Raw genomic sequence first — 16,774 nt, forward strand, 5'->3', positions numbered from 1 at the left:
ATCTGCGCTTCGTCGACAGGAATTTATAGATTTCTGCAAAAAGAATATGATAGAATCGGTTTGCTAGTAAAGTTTGGAAATTTTTCCTGAAGAGTATGAGCTACGGTCCGCAGCCCTGTCTGTCACCCTCTTCCGGAAATGCTGCAAGCCATTACATTCTGACGGAGGGGACTTTTATCTTGAAGAAGGGATTCCGCACTCTATCCACTCTTGCCATCGCCGCTGCTCTTGTGATAAACGGAGCATTCGGCACCGCCGGCGCGGCGCCGTCGGCTCAGTCGTCCGTTCAGGGGGCGCTTCCCGCTTCTTCCGGAGCGATCCTGTCGGCGAACCTGGACACCGCATCGCCCGGGAACATCAGTGTCATCGTTCAATTGAAGGGAACTTCGGCAGGCGGAGGCGAGGACGCGAATGCCGGTCAGCAGGCCGTATTGGACGCCGCCGAAGCCGCGGGCATCCCGTTGGCGGTCGAGGTGCGCTACCATAACGCGCTGAACGGCTTTGCCGCCACGCTGCCCGCCAACCGGATTCCCAACCTGGCCGCGCTGCCCGGCGTGGCTTCCATCTACCCGAACACCGCCTTGCTTCCCTTGGCGGATACGGAGATTACCGTGACAGACACCGTCTCGCCCTATGCGGATACGGAGATTGCCGCGAGCCCGGACCCTGCCGCGCTCTATGCGGATACGGCTCCTTTGAAGCAGACGAATGCCGATCTCGCCCAAGCGGCGGGCTATACCGGAAAAGGGCTGAAGGTCGGCATGGTCGACACGGGCGTGGATATCCATCATCCGGATATCGCCGCCGCGTACCGGGGCGGGTATGACAGCGTCAACCGGGATAACGACCCCACGGACAACCCCGGCGCCCACGGCACGCATGTCGCCGGCATTCTGGTCGGCCGGGGAGACTCCCAGGCGGACGGCGCTCTGCATCATCGGGGCGTCGCACCCGATGCCGAGCTCTACGTATACAAATCCTTCTTTCTGCAGGACCCCTCTAATCCCGATTCCTACGTGGCCACCTCCGCGCTCATTCTCGACGGAATCGAGCATGCGATCCGCGACAAGGTGGATGTGCTGAACCTCTCCCTTGGAGGCTCCGTGGAGCAGGATCTCAACTCACCCGAGGTCGTCGCCATCAACAATGCCGTCCGGCAGGGCATCACCGTCATCACCGCCTCCGGCAACAGCGGGCTGCCGGGCTCGCTCGGCTCGCTCGCCGTGGCCCAGCTCGGCATCGCCGTAGGCGCCAGCACGCTGCCGGCCAACCAGTACACGGGGAGTCTCACTCCTGTGCTCTCGGCGAATCCCGCCGCCGCGGTTGACCCCGACACGGCAACCGATCCCGAGCCCGAATCCTCGGCGGCTGAATCGGTCACGTCGGTCACCTACAGCACCTATCAGTACCAGATCATGGCGCAGGGAAGCAAGCCGCTGGACTTTCAGAAGCTGCTCGACGGTACCCCCCGGGAAATCGTCTATGTCGGCCTCGGCCGGGAAGCCGATTACGCGCAAGCGGATGTCGCCGGCAAGGTGGTGCTGATCTCGCGCGGCGACCTGCCGTTCGAGACCAAGATCAAGACGGCCAAGGCCCACCACGCGCTGGCGGTCGTTCACTTCAACAACGCCGCCTATTCACAGAAGGGCCTGATCAATCTCAGCCCATCCGTCGCGGGATATGACGGATACAGCCAAGTCTACCTGGAGGACAGCCCCCAATACCTGCCTGTGTTCGACCTTAAAGGAACGGATGGACGGGCGCTCGCCCGGGCACTTCACGACAATCCCAAGACGCACTTGAATTTTTCTTTTAATCCGGATCTCACGGCCACATTCATGCCGGGCGATCAGCTCTCGCGCGTCGGCTCCCAGGGACCGAACGTGGATGCCGCGCTCAGCATCAAGCCCGACCTGATCGCGCCCGGCCAGTCGATCCTGTCCACCGTCCCGGCCGCTTCCGGCTCCTCCTACGCCGATGCCTACGACCGGCAGTCCGGCACCAGTATGGCGGCGGCGCATGTATCCGGCCTTGCGCTGCTGATCAAGCAAGCCCATCCCGGCTATACGCCGTTCGATATTCGAGCGGCTTTGGCCAACACCGCTCACGACATCGGGCAGACGGCCAACGCGCAGGGAGCCGGACGGGCCGACGTGCAAAAGGCCATCGAGACGCCGGTCCTGCTGACGGCCGTTCAGCCCATCCGCATTCTGGACGAACGGTATCAACCGCTGAACTTTGACAACCCCAATCCATCCGCCAGCTTCGGCCTCGTCCGTCCGGGAAGCGGTCCGCAGCTCCAGACCCTTCGACTCACGAACAAGAGCGCAGAGCCGCTCGCCTACTCCGCCCGCATCGAGTGGAAGGCCGGCGGTCCCTCGGCAGGGGTAACCGCCGAGCTCAGCCAATCCGATGTCCGGCTTTCCGCGAACGGAACGGCCGCCTTCAGCCTGACCCTTCAGGCAAGCGAGTCCGCCGCCCTGAATGCCCAGTCCGAGGGTGTCGTCATCGTCGCTTCTCCCGGCCAGCCGGAGCTCAGGCTCCCCTTCATCGCCTACATCGGAACCCAGATGCCCTCCTATCCCTGGATCGGCATTCGCGACCTGGCCGTCTCGGACAAGCTGATTTATCCGAAGCGGGAAACCGGGAACAGCACGAAGCTGACCTTCTCGCTGGCGCCGAACTACGCATTTGCCCTGCTGCAGGTATTGGTGGCGGACAAAAACAACAATGCGGTCGGATTCCTCGATCTGAAGATGGCCACCACCGCTCCCCTGGGAAGGGGGCCGTATACCTACACCTTTAACGGGACCTGCGTGAGCGCAAAACCGGACGGAACGCCGATCGTCGACGGCAGCGGCAAACCGGTGTACATTTCGCTGCCGGACGGGTATTACAAGTTCTATGTGGCAGCGGTCGCAATCGGTTCCGACGGATCGCAAACTCCGTTCAGCTGGATGACGTCGTTCAAAATCGACAACGCTCCGGCTCCAACATCCGGAACATCGTCCGATCCCGCTCCGGTTCCGGACAGCGGAGCCAAGGCCGTGATCGCACCGGATCAGCGCGCGGTGTCGGTGGTGCCCACAGCGGCCAAGACCGAAGCCGGAACGGTGCTGACGCTGTCCGAAGCCGACTTTGCTCGGGCAGTCCAAACGGCCGGATCGGCGAACGCGGCGATCCTCGTGTCCGGCAAGGAAGCAGGCGGCTCCGTCCGCCTGTCGCTAACGGCAGACCAAAGCGCGCGCCTCGCAGCCCTGGCCGACGGAAGCACGCTGGTCTTCAGAGCCGGAAACGCCGCCTTTGCCCTGCCGACCGGCTTGCTGAAAAAAGCTCCCGCCGCGGCCGGACAATTGGAGCTTACGATCGGTTCCTCCGCCGCCAACGAAGCGATGACGGCCCGGATCACAGCGGAGCAAGGCAAAGGCATCGGAACGCCGGTGTCGTTTGAAGCCGTCTGGCGGACACCCGCAGGCGAAGTCCCGCTCACGGTGCCGAGCGGCGTCTTCATCAAACGCTCCTTCACCGTGCCGGGTTCGGTCGAGCCGGGCAAGGCGGGCGTGCTCGTCGAACAAAACGGCGCCGTGACGCCCGTTGCCTCGGTATTTGCCAAGCAGCCGGACGGGACGACGCTCGTGACCGTGAGCCGCCCCGGCTTCTCCGTCTATGCGGCGGCCTCCCGCCAGACGGCCTTTACCGACCTGGCTTCCTCCTACGCGGCAAGCGAGATCCAAACCCTGGCCGCCAAATGGATCCTTGACGGCACCTCGGCCACGACCTTCTCGCCGCAGGGCAGCCTCACCCGCGCCGAGTTCACCGCCATGCTCGTGCGGGCGCTCGGGCTGAGCGCATCCGGAGCCGCTGCCTTCCGCGACGTACGCAGCACGGACTGGTTCGCCTCCGAGGTAGCGGCGGCAACCGAAGCCGGCCTCGTCCAAGGGGTCGGCGGCGGCCGCTTCGCTCCCAACGCCAAGCTGACCCGCGAGGAGCTCGCGGTTCTCCTGGAACGGGCGCTCCGGCTTACCGGAATGAAGCTGCCCGCCGGGCAGGCCTCAGCATCCGCGTATAAGGACGAACCGGCCTTGTCCGCGTTCGCCAAGGACAGTGTGAACGCCTTGACGGCGTCCGGTGTGCTGGAAGGCTACACCCTGGGAAGCAGCCGCTTCTATCGCCCGAAGAATGCGGCTTCCCGCGAGTTCGCCGCCCGTTCGCTGTATCGGCTGTTGAACGGGATAGGCCTGATCGAGTAGAATCTCATTCCGCAACAAAACGCCTGCCTCTCTCCGCCAAGCGGAATGAGAGGCAGGCGTTTCATTTTCCAATTCGGATGCCATTCCGCACAGGCGCCAGAAGGCCGGGATGCGTTAGGCTGCTGTTGTCCGGTTGCCCAGCTTTCCTCTTCAATCGCTACCTCCGCCGCCATTTCATCCAGACGGCGTCCAGCAGGTCGACAATCCAGAACAGCAGGAAGCCCACCGCGCTCAGCACGAGAATACCGGCGTACATCTGGGCGTAGTCCATCCGCAGCCAGGCGTCCATGATAAAGAAGCCCATCCCGTACTGCGTGCCGTAGATTTCGGTAAAGAACAGCACCGATATGGCGGTGCCGAGCGAGATCCGCACCGTGCTCAGGATGACCGACAGGGCGCCCGGCAGAGTGACATGGCGGAATTTAGCCGGGCTGCCGGCTCCGAGCGTGGTGAAGATGTCGTAGCTCTCCTCGGGAATCGCCTTGACGGCGTCGCGGACGGCGATGATGATCGGGAAGACGAGGATGAGGCCGATCAATACGATCTTGGAGGCCTCGCCCAAGCCCAGCAGCAGCATCGCCACCGGCAAGAGCGCAATCTTCGGAATCGGGTAGGTCAGATAGACGACCGGATCGAGCAGCTTGTTCCACAGCGGAGAGCGCCCCATGGTGAGCCCGACGGCCAGGCCGACGGCGAGCGACCAGGCGATGCCGGCCGCAATCCGGTACAGGCTGTACGCCACATGGCGGCCGATGTTGGCACGGGCGAGGTCGTCCAGCGCCGCATACACGGGACCGGGCGTCGGCAGGATGGCATTGTTCATCGCCAGCGCGGCGAGATACCAGAGCAGGTGCAGCCCGGCCAGAACGCCGAGCAGCGTCAGAGCGCGCTTCCACCGTCCAGGTCGGGATCGTGCGACGCAGGCGGCTGCTTCCGCCGAAGAAGAAGACGACGGAGCGGCAGGAGAATTCCGATTCGATTCCGTTACCATTGGTCCTGAATCACCCTCCGCACCCGTTTGACCTGCTCGAAGAACGCGTCGCTCTCCCGCCGCGCCTCCCACTCCACCCGGCTCGCCGGGTTGTCCAGGAGCTGCATTCCCGCTCCCCGCTCCTTCGGCATGACCAGGATGCGCTCGCCGAGGAGAACCGCCTCCTCCACGTCGTGCGTCACGAACAGGGCGGTGGCGGGATGCTCCCGCCAGCTCCGCCACAACAGCCGCTGCATGCTCTCGCGGGTCATCGCGTCGAGCGCGGAGAAGGGCTCGTCCAGGAGCAGCAGCTCCGGACGCAGCGCGAAGGCGCGGGCGATCGCCACCCGCTGCTGCTGGCCGCCGCTCAGGGAGAGCGGATAGCGGCCGGCCAGCCCGGCGATGCCCATGGCATCCAGCCAGCGGCGGATCTCGCCGCTGCGGGTCCGCTTGTCCTGCCGCGGCAGCGACAGCTTCATCGCCGCGGCGATATTCGCCTCCGCCGTCTTCCACGGCAGGAGGCCGAAGCTCTGCGGCACGAAGCCGATGCGCGTGCCGCGCGGCTCCACCGCCCGGCCGCCCAGTCGGATGCTGCCCGCCTCGGGGCGGACGAGTCCGGCGACGGCGCGGAGCAGCGTCGACTTGCCGCAGCCGGAGGGGCCGATGATGCAGGTGAGGCTCCCCTCCGGCAGCGCGAGCGAGAAATCCTCCAGCGGCCGTCCTCCGCCGGGGTATCCGACCGTCAGCCCTGTGAGGGTCAGGCCTGCCTCGGGCTCGCCGCCCGCCGCGTCCATTTCGGAGGCGTAAGCCTCCCTCGCCGCGCCGGGGCTCAGGCTCCGTTCATCGGTATCCTTGTCTGTGCGTTCCATGCCCGTCTCCTTCCTTCCCCGAACCGTGCGCCGCACGCCGCGAACAGCCTGCGACGGTTACTGGATACCGGCGTCCGACAGCACGTCTTTGGCCGCGAGGTCCTTCTTCAAGAGTCCCTTCGTCTTTGCCCAGGCAAACGCCGCATCCACCTGCGCCGGATCGGCCTGCCCGGCGTGCGGGTACTCGGGCACCCGGATCTCCGTCTTCAGCGTTTCCGGATAGCCGACCGTCTTGATCAGCAGATCCAGGTACTCGGCCTGATCGTGGGACTTCATGTAATCGACCGCTTCGTTATAAGCGGCGTACAGGCCCTTGATCGCGTCGGCCTTCTCGCTCAGCACCTTCTGCGGGATGCCGATGACAAACGGTTCCAGTCCCGCCTCCGTCGAGGTGGACAGCACGCGCAGGCCCGCCGCCTTGCCCATCGTCACGAACGGCTCCGGCAGAATCGCCGCGTCGGCCTTGCCGTTCTTGAGCAGCTCCAGGCGCGTCGGAATCTGCGGCACCTCGGTGGCCCGAATGTCCGCTTCCTTGAGGCCCGCTTTCTCCAGCATGCGGGCGACGGTATATTCGGTCGCCGTGTTCTTCGAGAAAATCAAGGATTTTCCCTTCAGGTCCGCCACCTGCTGGATCGCATCGTTACCGGTAAGCAGGCTGAATTCGCCGACGGTGGTGCTGGTGATCTTCACATCCAGGCCGCCCTGGTTGTAGATGGCAATGGCGACGAGGTCGGCGCTGACGCCGTCCAGCTTGCCGGCCTGGAAGGCGGCGTCGCGGTCCTTGGCGCTCTTGAACGTCTGCACGTCGATCGTGACGCCGTGCTTCGCGTCAAAGCCCTGCTGATGGGCCAGGATGAACGGAATTTCGTCGGTGGCGGGCAGCATGCCAAGGGACAGCGTTACCGGGGCTTTGCCGGTGGCGACCGGCGAAGCGGACGGGCTTGCCGAATCGGATTTGCCGCAGCCCGCCGCCGCGAGGGATACGGCCGACAGGAGCAAAGTGAGTTGCATAAGCGATTTTACCGGTTTCATAGCAGGAATCCTCTCTTGAATAAGATCATAGGGTTTTACAGAAAGACATCGAGCACGCCGCAGGCGAGAAAAACCACGCTCACCAGCTCGTTGATGTTATAGGAAGCGAAGGTCGCATGCTGCAAATGATCGGGCCGGACCACCCGGTGCTCGATCACGAGCAGCACGAAGACGGCCGCCACACCGGCGTAATAGATCCATCCGAACTCGGGACGGAGGAGTCCGACCACGATCAGACACGCCAGGGCGACGGCATGGAAAATCGTCGAGATGACCAGCCCGAACGGGACGCCGAACTCCGTCACCATCGAATAGAGCCCGTTGGCGTGGTCAAACTGCGCGTCCTGCGCCCCGTAAATGATGTCGAAGCCCGCCACCCAGAGCATGTTGGCTCCGGCGAGGAAGATCGGCGTCCAGCCGAAGTGGCCGGTGACCGCAAGCCAGGCGCCGACCGGCGCGATCGAACAGGTGAAGCCGAGCACCAGGTGGCACAGCGGCGTGAACCGCTTCGTATACGAGTAGATCACCATAAAAAAAATCGCCGGAGGAGCCAAGACGGCGCAGAGCGGGTTAAGCGTAAAGGCCGCGGCGAGCGTTACCGCAAAGCAGACGACGGACAGGACGAGCGCTTCCCGCTTGCTCATCTTGCCCTGGGGAATCTGCCGGTTCGCCGTGCGCGGATTGCGCTTGTCGAACTCGGCATCGATCACCCGGTTGAGCGCATTCGCCCCGGTCCGCGCCGCGAGCAGCGCGACGAGGATGACGGCGAGCAGCCGCCAGCCGGGAAGGCCGTGCGACGCGAGCAGCAGCGACACGAAGGCGAAGGCGAAGGAAAAGATCGTGTGCTGGAACATCACCAGCACCCCGTAATCGTGGAGCTTGCCGTAGAAGCGGCGGAGCAGCGTCATGGCGTTCCTCCCGGTTCCGCAATTGAGGGTTCATCGGACGCCAAGCCGATTCCGCCCGGTCCCGATCCATCCGTTCCGCCCGCACCGTCCGCTCCGGCCGAATCCGCATCGCCCGGTCCATCCAATGGCCGCTCCGCCGCGAGGAACGAGCCAATGACCGTCCGCGCCTCCTCCGCTTCGGGCATGGGAAAGAGCGGCCAGGCGTGCATCATCTCGGGAAACTCCCGGTACGCAAGCGGTACGCCGGCCTCCGCCAGCTTGTCCCGCAGGAGCCGCGCATCGGGCAGCAGGCAGTCCGCGGTGCCGATGAGCAGGAGCGTCCGCGGCAGGCCGCCGAGCGGCCCGAACAGCGGGCTCGCGGGCGGGCGCTTAAGTGCGGCCGCACGCTCCGCCGCGGGCGCATCCGCCTCCGCGAACAGCCGCCCGATCTCGCCGAGTCCCGGCGGCTGCAGGAACACGTCCCGCCCGGGCAGGCCGAGCCGGGCGATGAACGGGTTGTCCGTGGCGGCGTCGGCCCACGGCGACAGCAGCGTGAGGCTCGCCGCCGGCCGGCCCGCCTCGGCGAGTGCCCGCGCGGCGTTCAGGGCGAGCGCCGCTCCCGCCGAATCGCCGATCAGGTGCAGCGGTCCTCCGCAAGCCGCGTCCTGCACGAATCGGCAGAAGCCCGCGGCGAGCCGGTTCAGCGCTTCGGCTCCCACCGTGATCGCATTCGCATCCTCAGGGCTGCCCTTGAAGCGGATCACCGGGTAGTTGGGCAGGACGACGTTCAGTCCGGTTCCCGCGGCAAGCGCCCGGCCGAAGGCAAAATGCGGCGGCAGGATCTCCTCGATATACGCGCCGCCGTGAAAATAGACGACCGCCGGGTCCCCGGGCTTCAGGGCGGCGCTCGCAAAATAGTCCATCCGCTCCCCGTCTTCATCGGTAAAGGCAGCGGCTTGCCAGCCTTCCCGGCGAGGGGGCAGGGCCGGGTACGGCGGCAGCTCCGCCACGTACGCCCGGATCGCTTCCTTGCTCCGCCACTTGTCGCAGAAGCCTTCTTTTGTCAGTTGTTCTTTGATCGCTATGCTTTCCGCGCTAGGCACACTCTCATCTCTTTTCTGTGAATCTTCTCACACATGCATAAAACCAGTATAGGTACTGACCGCCCGGATATCAAACGAAAATTCGCGCAAGCGCTTGCGGCAATGCGCATTTGCCACGGTGCCCGGGCTTGGTATACTCTTGGGGATAGGAGGCTGACCCCGATGAATACGATGACCTTCAAGGCTTACGCCATCACCCATGAGATCGACCTGAATAAGCTCGCGCTCGACTGCGGGATTCCCAAGAAATACACCTGGGAAGAGCCGCTCGTGCTTCAGGATGAAATTCTCGAGACGATCCTTGCGGGCCCCGCCGCGCCCGAGCAAAAGGTGCTGGTCTTCTCCTTCGGCAGCGTGGTCTTTATCAATCATGCCGGGCCTTCCGAAGTGACCCGGTTCCTGCGATACATGAAATCGTTCGAGCCCGAAATCAACATTGCCGACTTCGAACGCTACACCGACGATTACCGCCTGCACATCGGCGGCACCGAGACGCTTCACCTCACCGACGAATACGTGACCGTGCCGCAATTTGAACTCTTTTACCCAGAGCTGATCTCCACCGTGCTCGCCAAGTCGGTCGCCCTGGAGAAGACGGAGGAGCAGCTCGGCAAGATCCTTGACCGGACCGAGACGATGATCGACCGCCTGGAAAAGGCCAACCTGCGCATCAGCGACAAGGAGCTCGCCAAGACTACGGCCCGCATCGTCCGCCACGAATACAACACCATCGCCTACATCATGATTCTCGATAAGCCCGACATCACTTGGACCAACAGCGAGGCGGGCGAATTTTACCACCAGATGTCCGAATTCTTCGAGCTCACCGACCGCTACGAGATTCTGAAAAGCAAGACCGCCATCCTCTCCAACATCATGGAAGGCTTCTCGACGATCAGCCACTCCACCCGGGGGATCTTCGTCGAATGGGTCATCGTGCTCCTGATCGTGGCCGAGGTCGTGCTAATGATCATCGAAGTGATCCGCTAAGGAGGGACAACCATGCACGGTACCGAGCCCGTCCGCTTTTCTCGGCCTCCCTTCCCGGCCCCCGGACCGGATATGGCTTCTGCGCCTGCCCACTCCGCCCGTCTTCTCCGCTTCAAAAGCTGCGTCATCGGCCCCGCCATCGACCTGGAGAAGCCGGCTGCGTTTTTTCGCATCGAACGGACCGCAAGCTGGAAGGAATACCTGGAGCTGAACGAATCGCATCTGGAGCGAATCCTGCAAAAGCCCAGTCCCGGCAAGCGGGTCTTTCTATTTGAGTATGGCTGCGCCGCCTTCCTGAACCTCGACGAAGGGGAGCAGCAGATCTTCCTCGAATTTCTCTCCGGCCTCGTCGAAGAGATCGATTATGCGATGGTCGCCCGCTACTCGGAGAGCCATGTGCTGAACGTGAACGAGGAGGGGGAATTCGCCCCTTTCGAGGGCTCCGCATCCCGTTTCCGGCTCGAACCGCCGGTCCTGCCGCTCGTGGCGAGCCTGCTCGCCAAATCCGCTGCTCTGACCAAGATCGAGGCGGACGTGGACACCCACCTCGACCAGTCCGAGCAGCTGATCGTGAACCTCCAGCGGGGGCGGCTGCGCTTCAATAAGCGCACCTCCTCGGCCGTACTGGCCAAGTTCCTGAAATTCGAGTTCGACAGCATCCTGACCATCCGCATCTTCGAGCGGACGACGGCCGACACCGACAGCTGGAACAGCCGCAGCCTGCACGACACCCTCGCCGAGCATTATGAGCTCAATGACCGGTATGAGGTACTGGAGAGCAAGATGAGCAGCCTGCGCACCGCCATGAAGACGCACAACTCGCTCAGCTTTGAATCCAACGAGAACCGCCTGTACGTCTGGGAGATTTTCCTGCTGCTGCTCTTCCCGCTCGGGGCCTTGGCCCGGCTGCTGCTGCATCATTAGGCTGCCTTGGCCGGCCTCGCCTACCCTCGACTCCATGCCAACAAAGGACTTTTCTCCCGCCCCATGCCGGAGAAGAGTCCTTTTCCTTGACCAACCGATTCAATTCATCGATCAATCCGACTTATTCAACATTCTGCATGGGAAGGGTGTTTATACAAGAAGAAGCAAGGAGCAAGCGGTAGAAGCAGCGGATTAGCGGTAACTGCCCACTACGGCAGCTCGGTTTCTTCATATGGCTATACTCGTAACCAGTGGGGCAAATAACGAAAGGAAGGGGACTATGGCTAAATTAATCAACAAAAGAACGGCGTATGTTGGTTTGTCTGCCTTTGCGATTCTCCTCGCAGCCGGGGTGTTGTACGATTTCTATGTTTTTTCTTCCGTGAAGACGGTGTCTGTCCAGGCTAACTATATGGGATACACGAACAGCGCTGATTTGGAGAAATCGGCAGAGATCATTCTAGTAGGCCGTCCCCTAAAAAAACTAGAAGACCGGCAAAAAGTCGAGACTGCCTATTCCGATGGAACTCTGCAAGATTTTTATACCCTAACCGAGCTGGAAGTCGAGAAGGTGCTGAAGAATACGACATCGGAAAACATCCGAGCGGGAAAGACATTTGTAGCCATTGAACCTATTGTCATGGATCAAGGACTTACCGGCAAAACGAAGCTAACCCTTGAAGATTATTCCGAAATGAAAGAAAATCATCATTACCTTCTTTTTCTAAAAGCGGGTTCCCCAGGTATCTACGGGGTGATCAACATGAATAACGGAAAATTTGATCTCGATCAACCGGAAATAATGGCAAATAAGAGCCACTCGGATATTGGCGAGAAGCTGAAAGCCGACTTTATGAAAAAGTATGATTTGAGATAAGGTAAAATCTCCGAAGCAAAGATTGGCCTTTCTCCCCGTAGCCCTCGCTTCTCCTCTGCCGCCCTGCCAGGCCAAATAAGAAGGTATGCCCAGAAAAAAAGACACCTTCAATTACGCAACCTGCTAAGAAGGGCTGCGTAACTTGAAGGTGCTTCGATCAGCCGGTCCCGGTCCTCCAGGGATGACCGTTTCCGCCCGTCTGCTCTCCATTTTTCTGCAACGGAAAGGGCCGCCTGCGGTCCTTCCGCGAATTAGTCTTCGAATTCGACGTTGTGGTAGACCTGCTGAACGTCGTCCAAGTCTTCCAGAACGTCGATCAGCTTCTCGAACTGCGCCACCGATTCCGGCGGCAGCGTGACATAATTCTGCGGCAGCATGGTGAGCTCCGCCACCGTGAAGTCCTTCACGCCGGCGTTCCGCAGAGCGGTCTGAACCGCATTGAACTGATCCGGCTCGGCGTAGACAATGACCGCGTCCTCTTCCTCGAGGATGTCGCGGACTTCGACGTCCGCTTCCATGAGCAGCTCGAGCACTTCTTCAGCCGTCTTGCCTTCCAGGCCGATGACGGCGGTCTGGTCGAACATGTAGCTGACCGAGCCGCTGACGCCCAGGTTGCCGCCGTTCTTGTTGAAGGCGGCGCGCACTTCGGAGGCGGTGCGGTTGACGTTGTTGGTCAGCGCGTCGACGATGACCATCGCCCCGTTCGGGCCGAAGCCCTCGTAGCGAAGCTCGTCGTACGTCTCGTCGCCGGAGCCCTTGGCTTTGTCGATCGCACGGTCGATGATCGCCCTCGGCACGTTGTAGGTCTTGGCGCGTTCAAGCACAAATTTTAACGCCTGGTTGGATTCCGGGTTGGGTTCCCCCCGCTTGGCGGCTACATAAATCTCCAAGCCGAACTTGGCATAGATCCGGCTGTTGTTGGCATCTTTGGACGCTTTCTTTTCCTTGATGTTATTCCACTTACGACCCATCGGTTAATCGCTCGCTTTCCTCAAGATACACAATCGCTTTCTATTATAGCTTTTCCTGGCAGCTTCGCCAACTCTCGTCCCTATTTGTTTGGTGCACTAGTCCGCCTTCGGCTATTCCATTTCCTCCACGGCGTGGACCGCGATGCCGTCGTCTGCCGTGAACGTCACTTCGGCGCTGCCTCTTGCCCCTTGACCGACCAGCTTGATCCGGCCCGTCCCCTTCTCCGCGGGGACCGTGACCTCCGACTCGATCTGATCTTCCAGCAGCAGCTGGACCGTTCCATCCGGATGAATATAAACCAGCTTGGCGTGGCCCTTCGGGGTTTGAAGCTTGCTGACCAGCTTCAGCTTGGCTCCCGCTCCCGCTGAATCCTCGCGACCCTCGACGGTCCACAAGGTGATCGCGCCGTTGAAGCCCCGGTAGGTCAGCTTTCCTCCCTTGTCGTCCGGCTTCCCTTCTTTGTGGGCAAACGTAAAGCTGTCTCCCGCCTCGGCGATCTTAGCCGGATCGCTGTAGATCTTCCCCTTCTCCTCCGCCGCCCCGCTTCGGCATCCCCCGAGCGCAAGGCTCAAGACCAGAGCCGCCGCAGCGCACCTCCATGCCCTATTTCCCACTATCGTTCCCCCTGTTCAAGGTACGGGTATCTCCTTTGTCTGGAAGAAACCGGCCACTGTATTCAAGGAGTCTCCCTGCAGCATGCTACGTGAATTTCAGCACAAGGTTTCGCGCAGAGTCGGCCTTTGCCGCGGCCTAAGCGGAAACAGCCCCGCGTCTGAGGAGGCGCGGGACTGGAAGGACTCTATAGCGGGCGGCAAACTGCCGCGCGGCTTTTCAATAGGGCCTGCCCCGCCGACGCCTTCTCCCTCCCGTAACCGGGGGAAAGGAAGCGGACGGCCCGGAGGCGGGAGGGTTCGGCTCCGGCTCAGACGGCGAGGGAGCAGGATCGGCGGAAGCGGTAGCGTCGGCGCCGACGGAAAGGCGCTCGCCGACGGAAAGGCGCTCACCGCTGTTGCGGCCCGGGCCGGGCTGCGCCCCGTCTCCGTAGACCGGAGGCGGGAACAGCGCCGGAATTTCCGCCGGGTACGCGGGCGGCACTCCCTCGAGGCCGGAGGAATCCTCGGCGGCGAACGGAGGCAGCACGGCCGGGCCGGGAGCGGCATACGTCTGCGCCGCTTCCGCTTCCCCGGTCTCGCCCGCCGCGGCCGCTGCCGACGGACGGAGCGCCGCCGGTTCACGGCGAGGCTTCGCCTCCGTCAGCTCCTCGGACAGCTCGAGCGAGTAGCCGGGGCGTCCGGCAAAGGTGCGCAGCGGGCCGAGAGCGCTGTAAACCGGCCGGTCCACGGCGCCGCGCACCTCTCCCCCGGCGCGGGAGCCCGCCCGCCGCGGCGACGCGAGCGCATAGCCGCCCGCATACAGGGCAACGAACAGGACGCCGGCGGCCAGCCCGCTGCCCTGGCCGGGAATGAGCGGCATGCTGGCCATGATCGCGATCAGGCTGACGGAGGCGACCCACGAGGTGTAAGGAAAGCCCTTCAGGCCCGACATCGCCGTAAGCGGGCCTCTGTTCCTCTGCCGCAGCCGGTAGTGGCTCAGCATGATCATGGCGTAGGAGAACAGCAGCGTGAACCCGCCCGAGCTGACGAGGAACAGATAGACGTTCTGTGGCAGCAGGAGACCCAGACCGAGTGCAGCCAGCATGGCCGCACCCGAGAACAGGATGCCCCGGCGCGGCACCTCGGTCTTCTCCTGCATCCATTCGGGGGCAAGCCGCTCCTCCGCCAAGGAGCGGAGCATGCGGCCGAGCCCAAACAGCGAGGCGAGCATCGTCGAGAGGATCGCGGTCACGAGCACGAGGTTCATCACCGTTCCGGCCCAAGCGAAGCCGTGCAAGGCGAGGGCCGAGACGAACGGACTGACCGATTCCGTCACCCGAAACGACGGAATCAGCAGGAACAGTCCCGCCATCGCCCCGATGTACAGGAAGACGAGCAGCAGGATGGTCAGGCGGATCGCCCGGGGAACCGTCCGCTGCGGATTCGCCGTCTCCGATGCGGCGAGCCCCAACACCTCGAAGCCGGCATAGGTAAACATCACCATCAGCATGCTGCCGGCGATGCCGCGGATTCCGCCGGCAAACCAGTTGCCGCTGGACAACTGGCCGAGCCCTTCCCACATCGGGGCGGGAGCCGTGAGCCCGCCCATGTTCTTCGCCCATAAGCCGATGGCAAGATCGGCGGCGAGCAGGATGAAAGCGCCGATGGCGACGAGCTTAACCGCCGCAAGCCCGCTTTCCAGCTTGCCGATGCGGTCCGCTCCGAGCAGGTTCAGCAGCGTCACGCCGATGATGATGACCGCTCCGGACAGCCCCACCGACAGGCCGGGCAGCCAGCCGCGAAGCAGCGTCGAGGCGGCGATCGCTTCGCTGGACATGGAGAGCACAAGGCCCGTCCAATACACCCAGCCGACGGTGAACCCGGCTCCCCTCCCGTACGCCTGCTCGGCATAGGTCCGAAAGGAGCCGGTGGCCGGCTTGGCGACGGTCATCTCCGACAGCGCCGACAAGATCCAGTACACCAGCACCCCGCCGACGATATAAGCGATCAATACCGACGGACCGGCCGCCCGAATCGCCACCGCCGACCCGAGAAAAAACGAGCCGCCCACCACCGTTCCCAAGGCCAGCATCGCGAGCTGCCACACGGACAGGCCCTTCTCCTTGCGCGACCTTCGCATCCGAAATCCCACCCCGGTTTTTTCCGTCAGTATTTGCATGGGAAGCGCAAAGTAACCACCCCGTAAAAAAATCGCCCTTTTCACAGGAAGCCGATTCGGGTATGATGGCGTTGAACTTATTAAAGTTCTTTAAAAAGTTTGTCCAAGGAGGCCAGGGTCATGAAAGAGCAGCCTTCTATCCCCAAGGAGCGGACGCAGGCGATTGTCGGCGGCGTCCGCGGAGCTTTGTTGGAGCTCGGCAGCGCGACGAAGGCCGAGCTCAGCGAGCGGCTCGGAATCAGCTTTCCGACCGTGAGCAAGGTGCTGACCCGTTTGGAGCGGCAAGGCGAGGTGCTTGCACTCGGCAGGGATGAATCGAGCGGAGGCCGGCGGGCGCTCCGGTACGCCTATCTTCCGGAGTCGATGCTCAGCTTGTCCCTATTTCTGGAGAAGACCGGGACCCGCTATGCCGTCTGTACCGGCAAGGGGGAAACGCTCGAAACGGGAGCGGCCGCAAGCTTCCTCCCGGATGACCGGAACGGGCTGGCCGATCAGATTGCGGCGCTCGTCGCCTCCCATCCCCGCATCCGCGCCATCGCCGTCGGCGTCCCCGGCGCGGTGCGCGCAGGCCGCATTATCCATATTCCCGGGTATGCGGGCTACCGGGATTTTCATCTCCAGGAATACCTGGAAGAGCGGTTTGCGCTTCCTGCAGCCGTGGAGAACGACATGAACGCGGCGGCGCTCGGCTACCAAGCCCGCCGGGGACAAACCGGCGACTCCCTGCTCTACCTGTACTTTGGCCAGAACGGTCCGGGAGCGGGGCTGTTGGTAGGCGGCGAGGTCGTTCGAGGCCATAGCTTCTTCTCCGGCGAAATCTCTTTCCTTCCGCTGTACGACAAGCGGAACTTCCAGGAGGCCCTCGCCGGAGACCGGACCGACGCGGTTGCCCGGCTGATCGCCGCCTCTGCGGCGCTGTTCAATCCGCGCACCGTCGTCTTTTGCCGCGGCGAGACGACCGAGGCCGAGCTGGCCGGGTTCGCCGAGACAGCCGCGCGCTACGTTCCGGCCGCCCACCTGCCCGAGCTCCTGCTCAGCGGCTGGGAGGACGACTATCTGCACGGCTTGCATCACCTGGCGCTCGCCCGCATGCTGGCAGCCGCCGATTAATACGTCCTAACGGACGAG

At 62.9% G+C, this 16,774-nt stretch carries 13 protein-coding genes; 5 read left to right on the forward strand and 8 right to left on the reverse strand.

Annotated features, from left to right (window positions below; genetic code table 11):
• Positions 1-179 precede the first annotated feature (179 nt).
• Positions 180-4,250: a S8 family serine peptidase gene (locus tag ACSEXS_RS19350; protein WP_438434891.1), complete on the forward strand. Its 4,071-nt coding sequence runs from the start codon at positions 180-182 to the stop codon at positions 4,248-4,250.
• Between the two features lie 157 nt (positions 4,251-4,407).
• On the opposite strand, the gene ACSEXS_RS19355 is transcribed toward ACSEXS_RS19350, so the two are convergent.
• From ACSEXS_RS19355 to ACSEXS_RS19375, 5 genes are read right to left on the reverse strand one after another with little or no spacing between them, the layout of a single operon-like run.
• Positions 4,408-5,241, reverse strand: coding sequence for an ABC transporter permease (locus tag ACSEXS_RS19355; protein WP_438434892.1), 834 nt, complete (start codon positions 5,239-5,241; stop codon positions 4,408-4,410).
• On the reverse strand, positions 5,235-6,089 hold the full coding sequence (locus ACSEXS_RS19360) for an ABC transporter ATP-binding protein (protein ID WP_438434893.1): 855 nt from the start codon (positions 6,087-6,089) through the stop codon (positions 5,235-5,237). The genes ACSEXS_RS19355 and ACSEXS_RS19360 overlap by 7 nt, the downstream gene beginning before the upstream one ends.
• 57 nt (positions 6,090-6,146) lie before the next feature.
• Entirely contained in the window at positions 6,147-7,121 is a 975-nt protein-coding gene (locus tag ACSEXS_RS19365) for an ABC transporter substrate-binding protein (protein ID WP_438434894.1), read from the reverse strand.
• A 35-nt stretch (positions 7,122-7,156) separates the two neighbouring features.
• A complete protein-coding gene (locus ACSEXS_RS19370) occupies positions 7,157-8,029 on the reverse strand; it encodes a 4-hydroxybenzoate octaprenyltransferase (RefSeq protein WP_438434895.1) in 873 nt (290 codons plus the stop codon).
• On the reverse strand, positions 8,026-9,111 hold the full coding sequence (locus ACSEXS_RS19375) for an alpha/beta hydrolase (protein WP_438434896.1): 1,086 nt from the start codon (positions 9,109-9,111) through the stop codon (positions 8,026-8,028). Before ACSEXS_RS19375 ends, ACSEXS_RS19370 begins: the two co-directional genes overlap by 4 nt.
• Before the next feature lie 162 nt (positions 9,112-9,273).
• Here ACSEXS_RS19375 and ACSEXS_RS19380 point away from each other — a divergent pair, with 162 nt between their 5' ends.
• The 3 genes from ACSEXS_RS19380 (at position 9,274) to ACSEXS_RS19390 (ending at position 11,902) form a co-directional block, all read left to right on the forward strand.
• Entirely contained in the window at positions 9,274-10,101 is an 828-nt protein-coding gene (locus ACSEXS_RS19380; protein WP_438434897.1) for an RMD1 family protein, read from the forward strand.
• Positions 10,102-10,113: 12 nt separating this feature from the next.
• Complete coding sequence (locus ACSEXS_RS19385; RefSeq protein WP_438434898.1) at positions 10,114-11,025, forward strand: RMD1 family protein; 912 nt, start codon at positions 10,114-10,116, stop codon at positions 11,023-11,025.
• Positions 11,026-11,305: 280 nt separating this feature from the next.
• Positions 11,306-11,902: a hypothetical protein gene (locus ACSEXS_RS19390; protein ID WP_438434899.1), complete on the forward strand. Its 597-nt coding sequence runs from the start codon at positions 11,306-11,308 to the stop codon at positions 11,900-11,902.
• A gap of 251 nt (positions 11,903-12,153) precedes the next feature.
• Here the strand turns inward: ACSEXS_RS19390 and ACSEXS_RS19395 are convergent, their stop codons facing one another.
• From ACSEXS_RS19395 to ACSEXS_RS19405, 3 genes are all read right to left on the reverse strand, one after another.
• Positions 12,154-12,873 carry a YebC/PmpR family DNA-binding transcriptional regulator gene (locus tag ACSEXS_RS19395; protein WP_438434900.1) on the reverse strand — a complete coding sequence of 240 codons (720 nt, stop codon included), beginning with the start codon at positions 12,871-12,873 and terminating at the stop codon, positions 12,154-12,156.
• A 111-nt stretch (positions 12,874-12,984) separates the two neighbouring features.
• Positions 12,985-13,488 (reverse strand): hypothetical protein, encoded by a 504-nt coding sequence (locus ACSEXS_RS19400; protein WP_438434901.1) that lies wholly within the window; start codon positions 13,486-13,488, stop codon positions 12,985-12,987.
• 217 nt (positions 13,489-13,705) lie between these two features.
• Positions 13,706-15,607, reverse strand: a complete 1,902-nt coding sequence (locus ACSEXS_RS19405; protein ID WP_438434902.1) for an amino acid permease — start codon at positions 15,605-15,607, stop codon at positions 13,706-13,708.
• A gap of 159 nt (positions 15,608-15,766) precedes the next feature.
• On the opposite strand from ACSEXS_RS19405, the gene ACSEXS_RS19410 reads away from it, so the two are divergent.
• Positions 15,767-16,756, forward strand: coding sequence for an ROK family transcriptional regulator (locus ACSEXS_RS19410; protein WP_438434903.1), 990 nt, complete (start codon positions 15,767-15,769; stop codon positions 16,754-16,756).
• The last annotated feature ends 18 nt before the right edge of the window (positions 16,757-16,774 follow it).

The organism is Gorillibacterium terrae (genome assembly GCF_051594785.1).
Lineage (GTDB): Bacteria > Bacillota > Bacilli > Paenibacillales > NBRC-103111 > Gorillibacterium.

What these genes read in the sequence shown, in the direction of transcription:
- ACSEXS_RS19355 (WP_438434892.1), bottom strand. Translation starts at nt 5,241, where the DNA reads ATGGTAACGGAATCGAATCGGAATTCTCCTGCCGCTCCGTCGTCTTCT.
- ACSEXS_RS19360 (WP_438434893.1), bottom strand. Translation starts at nt 6,089, where the DNA reads ATGGAACGCACAGACAAGGATACCGATGAACGGAGCCTGAGCCCCGGC.
- ACSEXS_RS19365 (WP_438434894.1), bottom strand. Translation starts at nt 7,121, where the DNA reads ATGAAACCGGTAAAATCGCTTATGCAACTCACTTTGCTCCTGTCGGCC.
- ACSEXS_RS19370 (WP_438434895.1), bottom strand. Translation starts at nt 8,029, where the DNA reads ATGACGCTGCTCCGCCGCTTCTACGGCAAGCTCCACGATTACGGGGTG.
- ACSEXS_RS19380 (WP_438434897.1), top strand. Translation starts at nt 9,274, where the DNA reads ATGAATACGATGACCTTCAAGGCTTACGCCATCACCCATGAGATCGAC.
- ACSEXS_RS19385 (WP_438434898.1), top strand. Translation starts at nt 10,114, where the DNA reads ATGCACGGTACCGAGCCCGTCCGCTTTTCTCGGCCTCCCTTCCCGGCC.
- ACSEXS_RS19390 (WP_438434899.1), top strand. Translation starts at nt 11,306, where the DNA reads ATGGCTAAATTAATCAACAAAAGAACGGCGTATGTTGGTTTGTCTGCC.
- ACSEXS_RS19395 (WP_438434900.1), bottom strand. Translation starts at nt 12,873, where the DNA reads ATGGGTCGTAAGTGGAATAACATCAAGGAAAAGAAAGCGTCCAAAGAT.
- ACSEXS_RS19405 (WP_438434902.1), bottom strand. Translation starts at nt 15,607, where the DNA reads ATGCGAAGGTCGCGCAAGGAGAAGGGCCTGTCCGTGTGGCAGCTCGCG.
- ACSEXS_RS19410 (WP_438434903.1), top strand. Translation starts at nt 15,767, where the DNA reads ATGAAAGAGCAGCCTTCTATCCCCAAGGAGCGGACGCAGGCGATTGTC.